Here is an 18,711-nt window from a genome sequence, read left to right as displayed (position 1 = left end):
GCACAAGGCCGCAGAGCACGATTTCAGCGCAACTCGACGCTGACCACGCCTGGCGCCGCCCTGACCGCATTGGCGATCTGCTGGTTGACGGGATAGCGCCCCGGCAGTTCGATCTCGACCTCCTGGGCGCCGTCGTTCAGGATCATCACCAGCGCGATCTTGCCGTCGGCCTTGAGGCCGTCGCCGCGCGGGCGGACGCGCTCGGCGATCGAAGCCAGCGCCTTGTCGTCCCGCAGATAGACCAGAAGGTCCTGCTTCTGCCGCGCCGCGAGATCGTCGAGCACCTCGACATCCTCAATGCGCGGGCGAACATCGTCGCCGTCGAGCACGGCCGAGAGACGAAGCACCAGCGCCCTGCCCGGCTCCAGCAGGTCGCGATAGCGCTGCAAGCCTTCCGAGAACAGGATCGCCTCGAACTGGCCGCTGGGATCGGACAGGTTGACGATGCCCATCTTGGAGCCGGATTTGGTCCGGCGCTCCGATTTATCGATAACGGAGACCGCGACCTTGGCGACGCCGGTACCGTTGGCGCGCACCATCTGGGCGAAATCGGCGAAGCGCTGCACGCGCAGCCGCTTCAGCACATGCTCGTAATCGTCGAGCGGATGGCCCGAGAGGAAAAAGCCGACGGCGTCATGCTCGCGCCTGAGCCGCTCGGCCGGCGCCCAGGGCTCGACGGGCGGAATGCGGAAGGCCTCCTGCACCGAACCGCCACCGAACAGCTCCGACTGGCCGCCCAGGGCAGCATCGCGAGTGCGGTTCGAGAGCGCCAGCATGCCGTCGATCGCGGCCATGGCGCGCGCGCGCTCGGGCTCCAGCACATCCATTGCACCGGCCGCGATCAGCGCCTCGATGGTGCGGCGGTTGACCAGCTTCGTGTCGATCCGACGGGCGAAATCGGCGAGGTCGCGGAAATCGCCGCCCGCGCGCCGCGCGGCGACGATCGATTCGACCGCCGCGGTACCGACGCCCTTGATCGCGCCCAGCGCGTAGTGGATCGCGCCCTCATGCACGTCGAACTCGACGCCGGAGCGGTTGATCGCGGGGGGAAGCACCTTGATGCCGATGCGCTCGGCATCGCGGCGGAATTCCGAGAGCTTGTCGGTGTTGCCCATGTCGAGCGTCATCGAGGCTGCGAGGAACTCGACCGGGAAGTTCGCCTTGAGATAGGCCGTCTGGAAGGCGACGACGGCATAGGCGGCCGCATGGCTCTTGTTGAAGCCGTAATCGGCGAATTTCGCCAGCAGGTCGAAGATCTCGGAGGCGATGTCCTTGGTCATGCCGCCGGCAATGGCGCCCTTCACGAAGCGGTCGCGCTGGGCGTCCATCTCGGACTTGATCTTCTTGCCCATGGCGCGGCGCAGCAAATCCGCCTCGCCGAGCGAATAGCCCGAGAGCGCCTGGGCCACCTGCATCACCTGCTCCTGGTAGACGATGATGCCATGCGTCTCCGACAGGATCGGTTCCATCTTGGGATGGAGATAGGTCGGCGCTTCCTGGCCGAGCTTGCGGCGGCAATAGCTCGGGATGTTGTCCATCGGGCCTGGCCGATAGAGCGCGACGAGCGCGATCAGATCCTCGATCCGGTCGGCCTTCATTTCGACCAGTGCCCGGCGCATGCCGGCGCTTTCCACCTGGAACACGCCGACGACCTCGCCGCGCGCCAGCATCTCGTAGCTCTTGGGATCGTCGAAGGGCAGACTCGCCAGATCGATCGCGATGCCGCGCTGCGCGATCAGCTTCACCGCGGTCGCCAGCGTCGTCAGGGTCTTGAGGCCGAGGAAGTCGAACTTCACCAGCCCCGCCTGCTCGACCCATTTCATGTTGAACTGGGTGACGCGCATGCCGGTGCGCGGATCGACCGAGAGCGCTACGAGCTCTTCCAGCGGCCTGTCGCCGATGACCACGCCCGCCGCATGGGTCGAGGCGTGGCGGTGCAGCCCTTCGAGCTTCTGGCCGATCTCGAGCAGGCGCGCGACGACGGGCTCCTCCTCGGCCGCCGCCTGCAGCTTGGGCTCGCCCTCGATAGCATCCTTCAGCGAGATCGGCTTGGCCGGGTTCTGCGGCACGAGCTTGGTCAGCCGGTCGACCTGGCCATAGGGCATTTCGAGCACGCGGCCGACGTCACGCAGCACGCCGCGCGCGAGCAGCGTGCCGAAGGTGATGATTTGCGCCACCCGCTCCTTGCCATAGCGCTGCTGGACGTAGTCGATCACCTCTTCACGCCGGTTCTGGCAGAAGTCGATGTCGAAGTCCGGCATCGAGACGCGGTCAGGATTGAGGAAGCGCTCGAACAGCAGGCCGAAACGCAGCGGATCGACGTCGGTGATCGTCAGCGCATAGGCGACGAGCGAGCCCGCGCCCGAACCGCGACCCGGACCGACCGGGATGTCGTGGTCCTTGGCCCATTTGATGAAGTCCGCGACAATCAGGAAGTAGCCCGGGAACTTCATCCGGGTGATGATCGAGAGCTCGAAATCGAGGCGTTTCTCGTAGACATCGACCGTGTAGCCATCCGCCGGACCGTGCTTGGCGAGCCGCGCCGCGAGACCGGCCTTCGCCTGCGTCTCCAGCTCCTCCGCCTCGTCGCGGCCCTCCTCGCCGAAGCGCGGCAGGATCGGTTTGCGCAGGCCCACGCGCCAGGTGCAGCGCATCGCAATCTCGACCGTGGCGGCGAGCGCCTCCGGGAGATCGGCGAAGCGTCGCTTCATCTCGGCCCGGCTGGCGAAATAATGCTCCGGAGTCACCCGGCGGCGCTCTCCATCCGAGACCAGACGTCCCGCCGCGACCGCCAGCAGCGCGTCATGGGCGTCGTAATCGGCCGGCTTGGCGAAGAAGGGCTCGTTGGTCGCGACGATGGCGAGGTCGGCCTCATAGGCCAAACCCAGCAGATGCGCCTCGACGGCTGCATCGCCGTCGCCGCCATGGCGCTGGATTTCGACATAGAGCCGGTCGCCGAAGATGCGCGACAGCGTCGCCAGCCGGCTGCGCGCCTGCGGCAACTGGCCGTTGCGCAAGGCCAGATCGACCGGGCCGCCATGGCCGCCGGTGAGTGCGATCAGTCCCTCGTGATGCGAGGCGAGCCGATCCAGATTGGAGATCGGCTGGCCCGAGCCGCCGCTGGCGAGCGCAGCCTCGGTGACGAGCTTCATCAGATTGACGTAGCCGGCCTCGTTCATCGCGAGCAGGACGAGATGCGGCGGCACCTGCTGCAGCGACTTGCGGCTGCCCTCGGCCTCGTCGGCGAAATCGACCGAGAGCTGGACGCCGACGATCGGCTGGACGCCGACGCCGACCAGCTTCTCCGAGAATTCGAGCGCGCCGAACAGGTTGTTGGTGTCGGTCAGCGCCAGGGCCGGCTGGCCGTCGGCCGCCGCCATCTTGGCGAGCGTCCCGATCATCAGCGCGCCTTCGAGCAGCGAATAGCTCGAATGGACATGGAGATGGACGAAGCCGACCTCGGCGAGGATGCGCGTGTCGTCCGATTGCCGTGCCATCATCCGCCCTGCGCTGCGCATCGCGACTCAAGCGTCGCCTCCACAGCCTTTATGGCGCCACGTTCGCATCGGCGTCCACGGCGCCGATCGCGACGCTGTGGATGGTCAGACGTTGGGCGCAGAGAGCAGCGCCGCCCAGACCCAGATCATGCCGAGGAACATCCCGAGCGATGCAATCTCCGCGATTCCGGCGGCCAATTTACGCGCTACGATCATGGCTAACTCCCGTGTTTTTGATATGTTCACGTTAGTTTATGTTTTGTTCTCGTCAATGCCTTTGCGTCAATTGCATGGGAGACATGTCGAAAGTGGTTAACAGCTGGTAAATCGCGATGGCAGCAGCGGTAGATGGCCGCCTTTAGAGCGGCACGACCAGCCCGTCGCGGATCGTCACCTGGCGGTCCATCCGGCGCGCCAGTTCGAGGTTGTGGGTCGCGATCAGCGCAGCCAGCCCCGACGCCCGCGCCAGCGCGACCAAGGTCGAGAAGACGTGCAGCGAGGTGTGCGGATCGAGGTTCCCGGTCGGCTCGTCGGCCAGCAGCAGGCGCGGCGTGTTGGCCACAGCGCGGCCGATGGCGACACGCTGCTGTTCGCCGCCTGACAATTCGCCCGGCAGATGATCGAGCCGCTCGCCCAGGCCGAGGAAGGTCAGGAGTTCGGCGGCCCGCTCCTCAGCCAGCCCCTTGGCGAGGCCGCGGATGCGTTGCGGCAGGACGACGTTCTCCAGCGCGGTGAATTCCGGCAGCAGATGATGGGCCTGGTAGACGAAGCCGATCTCGGTCCGGCGCAGACGCGTGCGGCCCTTGTCGTCGAGCCTGGCCGTCGGCAGGCCGCCGATGAAGACTTCGCCGGCATCGGGCTTCTCGAGCAGGCCGGCGACATGCAGAAGAGTCGACTTGCCGGTGCCTGATGGCGCGACGAGCGCGACGAGTTCTCCCGGCCACAGGGCGAAATCCGCCTTGCGCAGGATTTCCAGCGGCGCGTCGGTCTGGGGGTAATAGCGCTCGACCTGGGAGAGGAAGAGCGCCGGCGTCTCGCGGGGCGCGGCATCCGACATGAACCTCACCCCATCCTCAGAGCCTGGACGGGGTCGAGCCGCGCCGCCTTCCAGGCCGGGTAGAGAGTTGCCAGCAGCGACAGGATCAGCGCCATCATGACGACGGTTACGACCTCGCTCCAGTCGATGACGGAGGGGATGTCGCTGAGGAAGCGCACCGTCGGGTCCCAGAGATTGGCGCCGGTGACCCAGTTCAGCGCGGCCATGATCACCTTGATGTTCTTGGCGAAGACGACGCCGAGCCCCAGCCCGGCAAGCGTCCCGAAGACGCCGATCGCCGCGCCCGTGATCAGGAAGACGCGCAGCACCGTGCCGCTGGTCGCGCCCATGGTGCGCATGATCGCGATGTCGGCGGTCTTGTCCTTCACCAGCATGATCAGCCCGGAGACGATGTTCAACGCCGCCACCAGCACGATCAGGGTCAGGATGATGAACATGACGTTGCGCTCGACCTCCAGCGCATTGAAGAAGCTGCGATTGCGCTGGCGCCAGTCGGAGAGCACCAGCGGACGCGGCGCATCGGCCTCGATCGAGTCGCGCACGGTTTGGGTCTTGTCGGGATCGTCGACGAAAATCTCGATGACGTTCACATCGCCGTCACGGTTGAAATAGGCCTGGGCCTCGACCAGCGGCATGTAGACGAAGCTACCGTCGAACTCGGTCATGCCGATCTCGAAGATCGCCTTGACCGGATAGGCCTTGATGCGCGGCGCCGTGCCGAACGGGGTCGCGGCGCCCTGCGGCGACACCAGCGTCATCGAATCGCCGGCCTGGATGCCCAGCGAGTTGGCAAGCCTGCGACCGATGGCGACGCCGGGCGTTCCGTCGAAGCCGTCGAGCGTGCCGGACTTGATGTTGCCGCCGATGAAGGGGATCGCCTTGATGTCGGCCTCGCGGATGCCACGCACCAGCACGCCGCCATTGCCGGTCTGCGAGGAGGCCAGCGCCTGCCCTTCCACCAGCGGAATGGCGAGCCTGATGCCGGGGATCGAGCGCAGCCGCTGCGAGACGACATCGTAATCGTCGAGCGGACGATCGATCGGGGTCGCGAAGATGTGGCCGTTCACGCCGACGATCTTCTCCAGCAGTTCTTTGCGGAAGCCGTTCATCACCGACATCACGATGATCAGCGTAGCAACGCCGAGCAGGATGCCGAGGAAGGAAAAGCCGGCGATGACCGAGACGAAGCCCTCGCGCCGGCGGGTGCGCAAATAGCGCCCCGCGAGCAGCCATTCGAAGCCTGCGAAGGGGCGCGTCCCCGTCGGGGCCTTGCTCTGCGGCTCCGTACCGGTTGCGACGCTCACGCCGCCTTGCCCTTGAAGCGGTCCAGCGCAGCCTCGAGCGAGACCAGCTCGCGCTCGCCACCGGCCCGGCGCTTGATCTCGACCTTGCCCTCACCCAGCCCCTTGGGGCCGACGATGATCTGCCAGGGCACGCCGATCAGGTCGGCGGTGGCGAACTTGCCGCCCGGCCGTGCGTCGGTGTCGTCGTAGAGCGCGTCATAGCCCTTCGCCAGTAGCGAGGCGTAGAGCTGTTCGCAGGCGCCGTCGGTGGCGGCGTCGCCGGCCTTGAGGTTGAGCACCGCGACGTCGAAGGGCGCGATCTCGTCGGGCCAGACGATGCCGGCGTCGTCATGGCCGGCCTCGATCAGAGCGGCGACGAGGCGGCTCGGACCGATGCCGTAGGAGCCCATATGCACGGGTGCATTCTGGCCGTCGGGGCCCTGCACGGTCGCGCCCATCGGCTCGGAGTATTTGGTGCCGAAATAGAAGATGTGGCCGACCTCGATGCCGCGCGCCGACAACTGCTTGCCTTCGGGAATGGCCTCATAAGCGGCCTTGTCGTGCATCTCCTCGGTGGCGGCATAGAGGCTCGTCCACTTGTCGACGATCCCCTTCAGCCCCTCGACGCTGTCGAAATCGGTGTCGATCGCGGGCGTCTCGAAATCGAGATAGTCCTTGTGGCAGAAGACCTCGCTCTCGCCGGTGGAAGCCAGCACGATGAATTCATGGCTGAGGTCGCCGCCGATCGGGCCGGTGTCGGCGCGCATCGGAATCGCCTTCAGGCCAAGCCTGGCGAAAGTGCGCAGATAGGCCGTGAACATGCGATTATAGGCATGGCGGGCCGCGTCCTGATCGATGTCAAAGGAATAGGCGTCCTTCATCAGGAATTCGCGGCCGCGCATCACGCCGAAGCGGGGTCGGACCTCGTCGCGGAACTTCCACTGGATGTGATAGAGATTGAGCGGCAAGTCCTTGTAGGACTTCACATAGGAGCGGAAGATGTCGGTGACCATCTCCTCATTGGTCGGGCCGTACAGCATCTCGCGGTCATGCCGGTCCTTGATGCGCAGCATCTCCTTGCCATAGGCGTCGTAGCGCCCGCTCTCGCGCCAGAGATCGGCTGACTGGACCGTCGGCATCAGAATCTCGATCGCGCCCGAGCGGTTCTGCTCCTCGCGCACGACATTGCTGATCTTGTTGAGCACCCGCAGGCCCAGCGGCAGCCAGGAATAGATGCCGGCCGATTGCTGGCGGATCATGCCGGCGCGCAACATCAGCCGGTGCGAGACGATCTCGGCTTCCTTGGGCGTGTCGCGCAGGATCGGCAGGAAATAGCGGGAGAGGCGCATCGGACAAACTCAATGGGGGGCGATACGCAGCGGATGGCGCACCGAGTCACTTCGTCCCAGAGACACCATCGCTCCGGATAAAATGCAAACCAAAATCCGTAAGGCGTGAACGAGGCCGGGGCAGAAGTGGCCTCAGCGCTGCGCGAATCGGGCCTTCAGCGCCGGGAGCACGGCCGCGGGGACGAAGGGCGCGACATCGCCGCCCATCGCGGCGATCTGGCGCACCAGCGTTGCGGTGATGTGGCGGACAGCCGGGGATGCCGGCAGGAACACCGTCTGGAGTTCCGGCGCCATCACCGCATTCATGCCGGCCATCTGCATCTCGTAGTCGAGATCGGAGCCGTCGCGCAGACCGCGGACGATGATGGTGGCGCCCGCCCGGCGCGCCGCATCGACGGCGAGATCGTCGAAGGTCACGACGTCGAGCGTGGCGCCCGTGGCCGCCAGCAACGGCGTGGCGACCTCGCGCAGGAGCGCCGCGCGCTGCTCCGCGCCGAGCAGCGGCGCCTTGCCAGGATGGACCCCGATCGCGAGCACGAGCCGGTCGCAGAGCCTCGCGGCACCGGCGATGACGTCGGCATGGCCGTTCGTGACGGGGTCGAAGGAGCCGGTGTAGAAAGCGGTGCGTGTCATCGTTCCAGCGTTAAACGCTGGCCCGGCGCCCGACAAGCGAGCAAGCGCCTAGGCTGCATGCACTCAGCCTAGGCTGCGCGTACCTGCACGATGAAATCCGCGACGCGCGATTTGAGCGAGTGGGCGAGTTCGGTGAGTTCGCCGGACGCTCGCGATACGGCGGCCGCGGCATCCGAGGTCTGCCGCGACGCTGCGGACACGAGGCTCGTCGCTTCGCCGATGCGGCTGAACTCGCTCGTCGCCATGCCGACATCGGCGACGATGGCGTGGGTCACGCCGTGCTGGCGCCGCATCGTCTCGGCCGAGCGCCGGACCGCCTCGCTCAGGCCGCCGATCATGTCGCGGATGCCGGTGATCGCCTCGACGGTCGCCGTGGTCGCCTGGTTCATCGTGGCGATCTGGCGCGAGATGTCGTCGATCGCGCGGGCGGTCTGGCCGGACAGGCCCTTCACCTCGGAGGCGACCACGGCGAAGCCGCGCCCGGCCTCGCCGGCGCGAGCCGCCTCGATCGTGGCGTTCAGGGCAAGCAGATTGGTCTGGGCGGCGATGTCGGAGATCAGTCCGATGACATCCGACACGCGCGCCGCCCCCGCGCCAAGCTGATCGACCACGGCGCCCATCTGGTCGGCATGGTCCTTGGCGGAGCGGGCCGAACGATCGGAGGACTGGACGTCGTCGTCGAGCTGATCGATGGCAAGCCGCAGTTCCTGCGCCGCATTCTCGATCGACCGGATGCTCGCGACTGCGCGTGAGGTCGAGCTGTGAACCGTATCGGCATTGGACTGGGTCTGGTTTGCGCCACCCGAAAGCTCCTTTGCCGTGACGCTGAGCTGCTCGGCGGCGGCCGAGACCGCTGCGGTGACACCCAGCACGGATCGTTCAAGGTCGACGGCGAGATCCGCAAGCAGTGTCCCGCGCTGGATGCCGGCCTCCCTCTCGCGTTCCTCCCGCTCGTGTAGGCGCGAGGCCTCGTCCCGCAGCAGGTTCTCCCGGATGCGGCGCACCGCGGCGGCGATCGCGCCGATCTCGTCGCGCCTCTTCTCGCCCGGGATGCGCTGATCGGTACGGCCGGCCGCAATGCCGGCAAGCGCTTCGGCAAGACCCGCAATCGGCCTTGCCACCGACAGCCCCAGGAACAGGGCCACCAGAAGCATCGGACCAAGCACGCTGAGCCCGCCAATGAGGATGGCCCTGTCGAGCTTGTCGACGACCGCGAAAGCAGAGCGCTCCGGTTCGGACAGCCAGAGTAGCCAGCTGCCGTCGCCGACCTTGATCTCACGGCCGGCTGCAACCAGCGGCTCGCCGTCGCGGCTGGTCAATTTCAGCAGCGCACCGCCGGACTCCGCCAACCGGTTCCGGTCGAGCGTTACGCCGGGTGCGGTTCCCGCGCGGCGAGCGGCAGCGTCGGAGCGCATGAACCCGTCCACACCCACAACATAGGTCATGATGCCGTGGGAGGTGCCTGCGATTGAGGCCAGGGTGTTGTCGATGAAAGCGGTGCTGACCGAGATCACCATCGTGCCGACGGGCTCGCGCGAGGCCGGATTATAGAAGCGCTGCGCCAGGAAGGCACGCGGCTCGCCGCCGACCACGTCATAGGGCGCAAAATCAAGGATGGCGGGCTCGTCGTCATCCATCATGCTGGCCGCGGCGACGACCTTGGCGAGCGCGGTTCCCACCAGATCCGGCTCGCTCAGCAGATGGCCGAACTCCGGGCCCTTGGTGACGCTGTAGACCACCCGCCCCTTCGGCGAGATCAGGTAGATGTCGGCATAGTCGAACTGCTGCAGCGCGGCGAGATAGGTATCGTGGACCGCCTCGTGGCGCTGTAGATAGCCATGGCGCTCCCCTGCGCCGGTGCGCTGCATGCGCTCGGCACGATCGGATACGCCATCCCCCTGGAAATGCTTCAAGATCAGGTTGCGCTCGTCCGGCAACTCCATCCAGCCCCTGATCTCGTCGAGCGAGGATACGAGATAGGCGCTGCGGGCCTGCACAGACAGTTCGGCGCCGAGCCGCTGCCAGCGACGCTCCAGCGCCCTGGCCCGCCCGTCCGCGAGGACGTCGAGACGCTCCCGGACGGCCTCCTCGGCCCAGATCGTCACCGCCCGATACCCCGACAGCCCGACCGCGAACACGGCCAGGCAGGCCAGCAAAAGCATGGCGGCGGGAAGTCTGACTCTCAGACTGAACAAGGTCCGGAACTCCGGATGCGGCGGCGGATCAGACGAGAGCCGAATAGAACGCACCAGAGTTAAATTTGATTGAAGCTCTCAGATCAGGACAAGGGCACCACGACAGCCAGCGCGGCGACACTTGCGACGGCGACCGAGAGCAGGACCAGCATCGAAGCCGCCATCGAGCGGCGGCGCCGGCCAGATGCATTCAGATCAAACAGCATGACGTCCCCGTCGAATCAGGAAGTTCTTGTCTTACTCTGCGTGAGCGCGCCTCCCGGCCGCGAAAAGGCGGGATCGTGTCCAAAACATGGCCCGTGTTTCCAGCGGTTTTCGCGATTGCGTTCGGCCCGGCTTCAAGCCAAAACCCCGGCCATGCTCACGATCAACGATATCACCTACCGTCTCGGCGACCGATTGCTGCTCGACCACGCCAGCGCCTCGCTGCCGGACGGGTCGCGCGTCGGCCTCGTCGGCCGCAACGGCACCGGCAAGACGACGCTGTTCCGGATGATCACCGGCGATCTCTCGCCCGAGGGCGGCACGATCAGCCTGCCCAAGGGGCGGCGCATCGGCGGCGTGGCGCAGGAGGCTCCGGGCGGGCCGGAGACGCTGATCGAGGTCGTGCTCGCTGCCGATACCGAGCGCGCCGCGCTGATCGCGGAATCGGAGACCGCGACCGACCCGCACCGCATCGCCGAGATCGAGACAAGGCTCGCCGACATCAACGCCCATTCCGCCCCGGCGCGGGCCGCAACGGTGCTGCATGGGCTCGGCTTCGACGAGGCGGCGCAGCAGCGCCCCTGCTCGGACTTCTCCGGCGGCTGGCGCATGCGCGTCGCGCTGGCAGCCGTGCTGTTCTCCGAGCCCGACCTGCTGCTGCTCGACGAGCCGACCAACTATCTCGATCTCGAAGGCACGCTCTGGCTCTACGATTATCTCGAGCGCTATCCGCATACCGTGCTTGTGGTCAGCCATGATCGCGAACTGCTCGACACCTGCGTCGACCACATCCTGCATCTGGATGGCGGCAAGCTGACGATCTATCGCGGCGGCTACACCTCCTTCGCCCGGCAGCGCGCCGAGAAGCAGATGCAGCTCTCCAAGGCGAAGGAAAAGCAGGACGCCGAGCGCAAGCACCTCCAGGCCTTCGTCGACCGCTTCAAGGCCAAGGCCTCGAAGGCGCGCCAGGCGCAGTCGCGCGTCAAGCGGCTGGAGAAGATGGAATCGATCGCGAGCATCGTCGACCGCGACGTGCAGCCCTTCAGCCTACCCGGCCCCGAGCGGCCGCTGGCACCACCGATGATCGTGCTCGACAACGCCAGCGCCGGCTATGGCGACCGCACGGTTTTGTCGAAGCTGAACCTGACGCTTCTGCCCGACGACCGGATCGCCCTGCTCGGCTCGAACGGCAACGGCAAATCGACCTTCTGCAAGCTGATCGGCGGGCGCATGGCGCCGCTGACGGGGACGATGCGGAAATCCTCGAAGCTGGAGACCGCCTATTTTGCCCAGCACCAGCTCGACGAATTGCGGCTGGAGGATACGCCGGTGGCGCATCTGCGCGACCTGATGCCCGACGCGCCCGAGGCCAAGGTGCGCTCCAAGGCGGCGCAGATCGGCTTCCCCGCGGCCAAGGCCGAGACGCCGGTCAAGAACCTCTCGGGCGGCGAAAAGGCCCGGCTCATGCTAGGGCTGGCCGCGTTCGGCGGGCCGCATCTGCTGATCCTCGACGAACCGACGAACCATCTCGACATCGACAGCCGCACGGCGCTGGTTAACGCGATCAACGATTATCCCGGCGCCGTCATCCTGGTCAGCCATGACCGCTTCCTGATCGAATCCTGCGCCGACCGGCTCTGGATCGTCGGCGACGGCACGGTGAAGAACTTCGACGGCGACATGGAAGATTATCGCAGCCTCGTGCTCGGCGGTGCCAAGGCAGCCAGGCGCGAGAAGGCAGCGGCTGCGGCTGAAACGGCTGCCCCTGCGGGCAAGGCGGAAGAGCGCAAGGGCGCCGCAGTCAAGCGCAGCGCGCAGGGCCCGCTACGTCAGAAGCTCAACCTGGCGGAGGCCAAGATCGCCAAGCTGACCGGGTTGATCGAGAAGGTCGATGGCGTGCTCGGCAACGGCTCGGCCTTCGCCCGCGATCCCAACAAGGCGCGCGAGTTGTCGAAGCAGCGCGCCGTGCTGGCGAAGACGCTGGAGGCGGCGGAGGAGGAGTGGCTGGAGCTGAGTTCGGAGCTGGAGAGCGCTTGACGCCCTTCAGGGCAGCGGCGCCAGCGCGGCCCGGAGAATATCGGCTTGGTCTTGGGGTAGATATTTCAGCCCCACGCGCGTCGTATAGCTGCCATGGATCGTCTGTCCGATGTTATAGGACCAGTCGTTCACGATGCCGCGTTTCGCCCGATATGGGCTGCCGAGACGCAGATGCGGCAGGTTAGCGGGCGTGTTACCGATCGTGCCGGTGAAGGTGTCGCCCTCGATGGTATCGACATCCATCCAGATGTTTTCGACCAAACCCCGCGAATCCCGTATCGGAATCCTGACGCCGTAGCTGCTGCCCCGCCGGTTGCGGTACGCCGCCAGAAAGACGGGCAGTGTGCGCCGTGCAGCCGCGACGGCAGCCTTCATGTCAGGATCGGAAGCCCGCAGCGTGACGACCTGTGCCTGCGCCGGCATCGGCGCCAGCGGCGACGCGAGACCTAGCAGCACGATAAAGGCAAACGATCTGCCGCAAACCATCCATCGTCTCCGCTCCAGCTGAACGATCAGCCTCGGCTGCTCGTCCTTCAACACGTGGATAGCGCAGCCGCTCAGCCACGAGAAGCCGGCGCGAACATGAACGCGCCGACTACCGCGGCCATTGCCCGCCATTCTTGGCACGAAGTCTGCCGCGCGCAGCCTCAAGGAGCGGGACGTAGCTGCTTTCGAACGGCGCCGCGAGAAGCCGCTCAAGTTCGCCGTTCAAGGTATTGAGCGCCCATAACTCGGCGTCGTCGATGATGGCGGCACGGATCGACGCGCCGCGTTCCTCACCAATCCAACGCTGCAGCAACTCGAACAGGACGAGTTGTTCGTCGGGCTCGAGCAGTGCTTCCGAATGCGGCTCGACGCTCACCCCTGCCCCGGCTTCACGATCCGGCTCAGCCGGTTGTCGGTGAACATGTAGATCTCGCGGCCGCCGGGCTCGGCGTAGAGCACCTGCGTCTCGCGCTGGCCCTTGCCGCTCTCGCCGATCAGCACATCGGTGGGCTTAGCTCCCTTGAGCTTCACCAGTTCGCATTCGGTGATGCCCTCCGCGATCGAGGGCGGCAGCGGGCGGCCAGCGGGCGCTTCCGCGCTGCATTCGCCCTCGGCCGTCAGGCTTTCCTGCGGCGCGGCGCGGGCGACGATGGTCCCTGTCGTGACCGCTGCCGTCGACGAGGCCGGCTTGTCGTCGCGGCGGTCGGAGGTGAAGGAGAATCCGCCCATATCGACGGCGCACCCGCCGAGCGTGGCGGCGCAGAGCAGCAAAACAGACAATCTCACGCTTTTTTCTCCCAGCGGCCGGTCTCGTCCTGCTGCCAATAGCTGGCGGCAAGGCCCGAGGCCCTGGCCTTCTTCCAATCCTCGCGCGCGGCGGTCAGCGCGTCGGGGTCGTCACCGTCGAATATCAGAACGACGCGCTCGTAATCGGCCATTGCGTCGGGAATGCGGACACCCTCGGCGCAGATGCGGACCTGCGCTGCGTTGGGGTTATGGGCATGCGTCGTCAGAACCACAGGATTGGTCGCCGCATCGGCTTCCATCGCCGTGACATGGGGCAGGAAGCTCTCGTCCGAATAGCTCCAGAGATGGTCGTCGACAGCGCTCAGCCGCTCCTGGCTCGACACCTCCACCACGACCTTCTGGCCGCGCGACAGGGCGCGGTCGAGGATCGTCGGCAGCACCTGTTCGAGCGGGCGCGACTGGAGGTGGAAGAAGAGGATTTCAGTCATAGTTAAGAAATTTAACTTTAAGAGTCATACCCGATTTTATTCCGATTTCCGACAGTATTCGACTATCACCTGATGGGGCACCCTTCGAAAGCAACTTTCTCTCTAGAGGGAAAATTCGCTTTTCATTCGAAGCATCACATAGAATCCAATCAATTCCATAGGTGTATGCTTGAATTGGCCGATGATTGGCGACAGCATAATAAATCTCATCAAGAAAATATTGAAACTGACCGCTATCCTTATAAATAATCACTTCCTCTGCCAAAGATCCGTCCGCCAAGGGAATCTGAAGATTAAATCCATTATCCGAAATTGAATCTTTGATAATACTTCCCATCAAAATCTTCAATGAAGCGACATCTAAATTTTTATTACCATCTGCATTGTTGATTTTATCGTCGATCTTACGTTCGACATCAACTTTGATTCGATTAAAAGCCTCGGTAACAGTGCCGCGCCGCGTTGTCATAAGCTCGTGAAACGCTCTCATAGTATCCGCATCTCGGTATTCGCTCGGCCCATAAAATGCAGTCGGCTTAAATACCAAAATAGAGAAGAATGCCAATGCTATCAAACAGGGGAATAATACAATAAAACGCGATAAATTTAACTGAACGTCACCGCTAGTTCCAATAAGACCAACGGTTACAACAACCTCAACGAGAACGATAAAACCTAACACCACAACTAATGGCGTAACCGCTGCCGTGGGTTTAACAAGCGATGATACCTTTGATCGGAAATCTTCGCTCATTTGATTCAACCCTCGTAATGTTCCGCGACCAGCCGGTCGAGCAGGCGCACGCCCCAGCCCGAGCCCCAGGACCGATTGGTCTCGGAATTCGGCGAGCCCATGCCGGTTCCGGCGATGTCGAGATGCACCCAGGGCGTGTCGTTGACATGGCGCTGCAGGAACTGGGCCGCGGTGATCGAGCCGCCATGGCGGCCGGCGGCGTTCTTCATGTCGGCGAACTTCGAATCGATCATCTTGTCGTAGGCCTTGCCGAGCGGCATGCGCCAGACGGTCTCGCCGGTCGCCTTACCGGCAGCCGACAGCCGTTCGGCGAGTTCGTCGCTGTTGGAGAACAGGCCGGCATGTTCCTGCGCCAGCGCGACCAAGATCGCGCCGGTCAGCGTCGCCAGGTTGATCATGAACTGCGGCTTGAACTGCTCCTGCGTGTACCAGAGCACGTCGGCCAGAACGAGCCGCCCTTCCGCGTCGGTGTTGATGATCTCGATGGTCTGGCCCGATAGCGAGGTGACGATGTCGCCCGGTCGCTGGGCGTTGCCGTCGGGCATGTTCTCGACGAGGCCGATGATGCCGATGGCGTTGACCTTGGCCTTGCGGGCCGCGAGCGCATGCATCAGGCCGACGACGCAGGCCGCGCCCGCCATGTCGCCCTTCATGTCCTCCATGCCGCCGCCGGGCTTCAGCGAGATGCCGCCCGAGTCGAAGGTCACGCCCTTACCGACGAAAGCGACCGGCTGGACGCTGCCCTTGGCACCGTTCCAGCGCATGATCGCGACGCGGCTTTCGCGACGCGAGCCCTGGCCGACGGCGAGAAGCGCGCGCATGCCGATCTTCCTAAGCTGCTTCTCGTCGAGAATCTCGACCTCGACGCCGAGCTTCTCGAGCTTTGCGGCCCGGTCGGCGAACTCCTCCGGAAAGAGGACGTTGGGCGGTTCGTTGACGAGGTTGCGCGCGAGTTCGACGCCGGCCGCCACCGCGTCGCGCGCCTTCAGCGCCTTCTTGACGAGCGAAGGATCGCCAGCGCGCAGCGTCACCGTGATCGGCTCGGCCTCCTCCGGCTTTTTGCTCTTGGTCTTGTACTGGTCGAAGACATAGGCCCGCAGCCGCATGCCGAGCGCGATCTCGGCGGCATGGTCGGCACTGAGCGGTCCCTCCGGCAACGCCAGGATCACATCGACGCTGCGGCCATGACCAAGGCGGCCCGCGATGGCGCCGCCGAGCTTGGCGAAATCGAGCGTGCCGCGCTCGTCCTCGGGACCGACGCCGACAGCGATCAGGCGCTCATAGCCGGCGCCGTCAGGCGCCAGCAGCGCCAGACCCGACAGCGCCTTGCCCTTGAAGCGCTCGGCCGCAGCCGCGCGTGCGAGCAGGCCGTGAGCGCCCTCGCCGAGCCAGTCCTCGGCGGCCTTGGGCGGCGCCAGCGTATCGGACACCAGGATCACGAGATCCTGCCCCCCTATGGCGTTGAGGGCTTTGATCTCGAGCTTCAGGCGCTGCGACATGATCGGCTCACGATGTTGCGAAATGGGCTTTGGACGGGGCGAAACGAGACGGCCGCAAACGATTCCCGTTTGCGCCTTGATTGCGCCTATACCATAGGGTCATTTCCGCGAACCACCAGCGCAGGGCCTATCCTCCGCTGCCCATACGGAAGCCTCTAGCGTGCTGCTGCAGCGTCTCGACCGCTATATCCTGAAGATGGCGACGATCGCGTCGATCGTCCTGCTGATCGGACTGACGAGCGTGATCTGGGTCACGCAGGCGCTGCGCGAGGTCGATCTGATCACCGGCAAGGGCCAGACGGTGGCGATCTTCTTCACCGTGACGCTGCTCTCTTTGCCGGCGCTGATTGCCGGCATCGCGCCGGTCGCGCTGTTCATGGCGACGCTCTACACGCTGAATCGCCTGAACGGCGATTCCGAGCTGATCGTGATGAACGCGGCCGGCGTGGCGCCGCATCGCATCACCAGGCCGTTCATCGTGCTGACGATCGCGGTCTCGCTCCTGGTGGGCTGGATGTCGCTGTCGGTGATGCCGAGCGGATTCCGGATGCTGCGCGACCTGATCACGCTGATCCGTGCCGACTTCGTCGCCAATGTCGTCAAGGAGGGCCAGTTCGTCTCACTCGATTCCGGCATCACCTTCCATTACCGGGAGCGTTCCGGCGATGCGCTGGTTGGCATCTTCATGCAGGACCGGCGCGACCCGAACCAGCCCTCGATCTACATCGCCGAACGCGGCCGCACCGTCGACGTCGACGGCAACAGCTTCCTGATGCTGGAGAAGGGTACGATCCAGCGCGAAACCAAGAACACGGAGACGACCTCGATCATCTCGTTCGAGCGCTATGCGCTGAACCTCTCGGCGCTGTCGGGCGACCCGACAGGCGGGGCTGGAGAAGGCGATGGCGACAAGGTCGTCTACAAGCCTCGGGAACGCTCGACCTGGCAGCTTCTCAACCAGGATCCGAACGAAAACTACTACAAATATCAGGAAGGCCGGTTCCGGGCGGAGCTGCACAACCGCCTCTCGGCGCCGCTCTATCCGATGGCCTTCATGCTGATCGCGTTTGCCTGCATCGGCGAGGCGCGCACCACCCGCCAGGGCCGTGCCTTCGCGATCCAGGCTGCGATCCTGATCGTCGCCACGACCCGAATCGGCGCCTATATGGCCTGGACGGCGAGCGTCCGGTCGCCCTTTGCCGCGGTGCTGCTCTATATCCTGCCGGTCGTCGCCATCTTCTGCGCCACCGCTGTCATCCTGTACGGCCAGCGCCTGAGGCCGTTCCTGTCGCGGATCACGGCGCCGCTGCTCGTGCCCTTCGCCGGGCTCACGGCGCGGTTCAGGCGCGCCTGATGCTGCTGACCTCGACCTTCGGACGCTATCTGACGAAGCAGTTCGCGCGCTCGATCCTGGGCGTGTTCGGCACCTTCTTCTTCCTGATCGGGACGCTCGATTTCGTCGAGCTGATGCGGCGGGCTGGCGATTCGCCGGCGGCGACGACACCGCTGATCGTGCAGCTCGCGCTGTTTCGCGTGCCAAGCGTGGCCGAGCAGATCTTCCCCTTCGCCGTGCTGTTTGGCGGCATGTTCGCTTTGCTGACGCTGAGCCGGAAGCTCGAACTGGTCGTCGCCCGCTCCGTCGGCGTCTCGGCCTGGCAGTTTCTGCAGCCGGCGGCGTTGGTCGCCGGCGTGATCGGCCTGATCTCGATCCTGGTCTACAACCCCGTCGCAGCCGAGCTGAAGCGCAAGGCGACCGCGCTCGAGACAAGGCTGTTCGTGCGCGCCGCCCAGTCGAGCGCAGCCCCCGACATCTGGCTGCGGCAGCGCAGCGTCGACGGGCAGGCGATCATCCGGGCGGCCGGATCGCTGCCCGACGGCAACGGTCTGTCGCAGGTCGCGATCTTCAGCTTCTCGGCGGGCGGCGGCTTCAGCGAACGAATCGATGCCAGGCAGGCCGTGCTCCATCGCGGCTACTGGGAGCTGGCGGATGCCCGTGTCGTCTCCGCCATGGAAGAGCCACAGACCTACAAGAGCTATCTGTTCGCAACGACGCTGGAGCCCGAACAGGTGCGGCAGAGCTTCACACCGCCCGAGGCCGTCGGGTTCTGGGCGATGCCGGCCGTGATCGACCGGACCCAGCGCGCCGGCCTCGATACCACCCGATACGAATTGCGCTACCAGTCGCTCATGGCGCGGCCGCTTCTGCTCGTCGCCATGGTGCTCGTGGCAGCATCCGTTTCCTTAAGATTTTTCAGGTTTGGTGGGGTGACCAAACTGGTGATAGGTGGTGTCGCTGCAGGCTTCATGCTCTATGTTGCGACGCAGCTGTCGGAGGAGCTCGGCTCATCTGGCATCGTTAATCCAATGATCGCGGCGTGGCTGCCGGCAACCATTGGAGCGATGCTGGGTGCTCTGGCCCTCCTCCATCAGGAAGACGGGTAATCGTACTGTGCCTATGGTTAATTTAGGATTGAGCGTATGC

16 protein-coding genes are annotated in these 18,711 nt (G+C 65.1%); 3 read left to right on the top strand and 13 right to left on the bottom strand.

All coding sequences use genetic code 11. The features are described 5' to 3' along the window. Window positions 1–23: 23 nt before the first annotated feature. The 7 genes from dnaE to AC1DYU_RS03455 form a co-directional block, all read right to left on the bottom strand. Window positions 24–3,497, bottom strand: coding sequence for a DNA polymerase III subunit alpha (gene dnaE / locus AC1DYU_RS03485; RefSeq protein WP_476790418.1), 3,474 nt, complete (start codon window positions 3,495–3,497; stop codon window positions 24–26). Window positions 3,498–3,855: 358 nt separating this feature from the next. Further along, entirely contained in the window at window positions 3,856–4,554 is a 699-nt protein-coding gene (locus tag AC1DYU_RS03480) for an ABC transporter ATP-binding protein (protein ID WP_476790417.1), read from the bottom strand. Between the two features lie 5 nt (window positions 4,555–4,559). Next, entirely contained in the window at window positions 4,560–5,858 is a 1,299-nt protein-coding gene (locus AC1DYU_RS03475; RefSeq protein ID WP_476790416.1) for a lipoprotein-releasing ABC transporter permease subunit, read from the bottom strand. Then, entirely contained in the window at window positions 5,855–7,186 is a 1,332-nt protein-coding gene (proS, locus tag AC1DYU_RS03470; RefSeq protein WP_476790415.1) for a proline--tRNA ligase, read from the bottom strand. The genes AC1DYU_RS03475 and proS overlap by 4 nt, the downstream gene beginning before the upstream one ends. A 132-nt stretch (window positions 7,187–7,318) precedes the next feature. Next, complete coding sequence (gene coaD / locus AC1DYU_RS03465; protein ID WP_158486168.1) at window positions 7,319–7,819, bottom strand: pantetheine-phosphate adenylyltransferase; 501 nt, start codon at window positions 7,817–7,819, stop codon at window positions 7,319–7,321. 68 nt (window positions 7,820–7,887) lie between these two features. Then, the gene (locus AC1DYU_RS03460; RefSeq protein ID WP_476790414.1) at window positions 7,888–10,014 is read right to left on the bottom strand and encodes a methyl-accepting chemotaxis protein; all 2,127 of its coding nucleotides are present in this window, start codon (window positions 10,012–10,014) and stop codon (window positions 7,888–7,890) included. Window positions 10,015–10,097: 83 nt separating this feature from the next. Further along, a complete protein-coding gene (locus AC1DYU_RS03455; RefSeq protein ID WP_476790413.1) occupies window positions 10,098–10,220 on the bottom strand; it encodes a hypothetical protein in 123 nt (40 codons plus the stop codon). 151 nt (window positions 10,221–10,371) lie between these two features. Between AC1DYU_RS03455 and AC1DYU_RS03450 the strand changes: the two genes are divergently transcribed. After that, entirely contained in the window at window positions 10,372–12,255 is a 1,884-nt protein-coding gene (locus AC1DYU_RS03450; protein ID WP_476790412.1) for an ABC-F family ATP-binding cassette domain-containing protein, read from the top strand. A gap of 6 nt (window positions 12,256–12,261) precedes the next feature. Here AC1DYU_RS03450 and AC1DYU_RS03445 read toward each other — a convergent pair whose 3' ends face one another. From AC1DYU_RS03445 to AC1DYU_RS03420, 6 genes are read right to left on the bottom strand one after another with little or no spacing between them, the layout of a single operon-like run. Then, the gene (locus AC1DYU_RS03445; protein WP_476790411.1) at window positions 12,262–12,873 is read right to left on the bottom strand and encodes a DUF2314 domain-containing protein; all 612 of its coding nucleotides are present in this window, start codon (window positions 12,871–12,873) and stop codon (window positions 12,262–12,264) included. Further along, window positions 12,851–13,117, bottom strand: a complete 267-nt coding sequence (locus AC1DYU_RS03440; protein WP_476790410.1) for a hypothetical protein — start codon at window positions 13,115–13,117, stop codon at window positions 12,851–12,853. Before AC1DYU_RS03440 ends, AC1DYU_RS03445 begins: the two co-directional genes overlap by 23 nt. Then, complete coding sequence (locus AC1DYU_RS03435; RefSeq protein ID WP_476790409.1) at window positions 13,114–13,527, bottom strand: hypothetical protein; 414 nt, start codon at window positions 13,525–13,527, stop codon at window positions 13,114–13,116. The genes AC1DYU_RS03440 and AC1DYU_RS03435 overlap by 4 nt, the downstream gene beginning before the upstream one ends. Then, window positions 13,524–13,976 carry a DNA polymerase III subunit chi gene (locus AC1DYU_RS03430; RefSeq protein WP_476790408.1) on the bottom strand — a complete coding sequence of 151 codons (453 nt, stop codon included), beginning with the start codon at window positions 13,974–13,976 and terminating at the stop codon, window positions 13,524–13,526. The genes AC1DYU_RS03435 and AC1DYU_RS03430 overlap by 4 nt, the downstream gene beginning before the upstream one ends. Then, window positions 13,969–14,730 carry a hypothetical protein gene (locus AC1DYU_RS03425; RefSeq protein WP_476790407.1) on the bottom strand — a complete coding sequence of 254 codons (762 nt, stop codon included), beginning with the start codon at window positions 14,728–14,730 and terminating at the stop codon, window positions 13,969–13,971. The genes AC1DYU_RS03430 and AC1DYU_RS03425 overlap by 8 nt, the downstream gene beginning before the upstream one ends. 5 nt (window positions 14,731–14,735) lie before the next feature. Further along, window positions 14,736–16,229, bottom strand: coding sequence for a leucyl aminopeptidase (locus tag AC1DYU_RS03420; RefSeq protein WP_476790406.1), 1,494 nt, complete (start codon window positions 16,227–16,229; stop codon window positions 14,736–14,738). 160 nt (window positions 16,230–16,389) lie between these two features. Here AC1DYU_RS03420 and lptF point away from each other — a divergent pair, with 160 nt between their 5' ends. Together lptF and lptG are read left to right on the top strand one after the other, a co-directional pair. Continuing rightward, window positions 16,390–17,583, top strand: a complete 1,194-nt coding sequence (gene lptF / locus AC1DYU_RS03415) for an LPS export ABC transporter permease LptF (RefSeq protein ID WP_476790405.1) — start codon at window positions 16,390–16,392, stop codon at window positions 17,581–17,583. Then, complete coding sequence (lptG, locus tag AC1DYU_RS03410) at window positions 17,583–18,671, top strand: LPS export ABC transporter permease LptG (RefSeq protein ID WP_476790404.1); 1,089 nt, start codon at window positions 17,583–17,585, stop codon at window positions 18,669–18,671. Before lptF ends, lptG begins: the two co-directional genes overlap by 1 nt. The last annotated feature ends 40 nt before the right edge of the window (window positions 18,672–18,711 follow it).

It is taken from the genome of Allobosea sp. P2_B12 (assembly GCF_056404835.1).
Note: the sequence above shows the minus strand (reverse complement) of the source record. Positions and strands in the feature narration are given on the sequence as shown.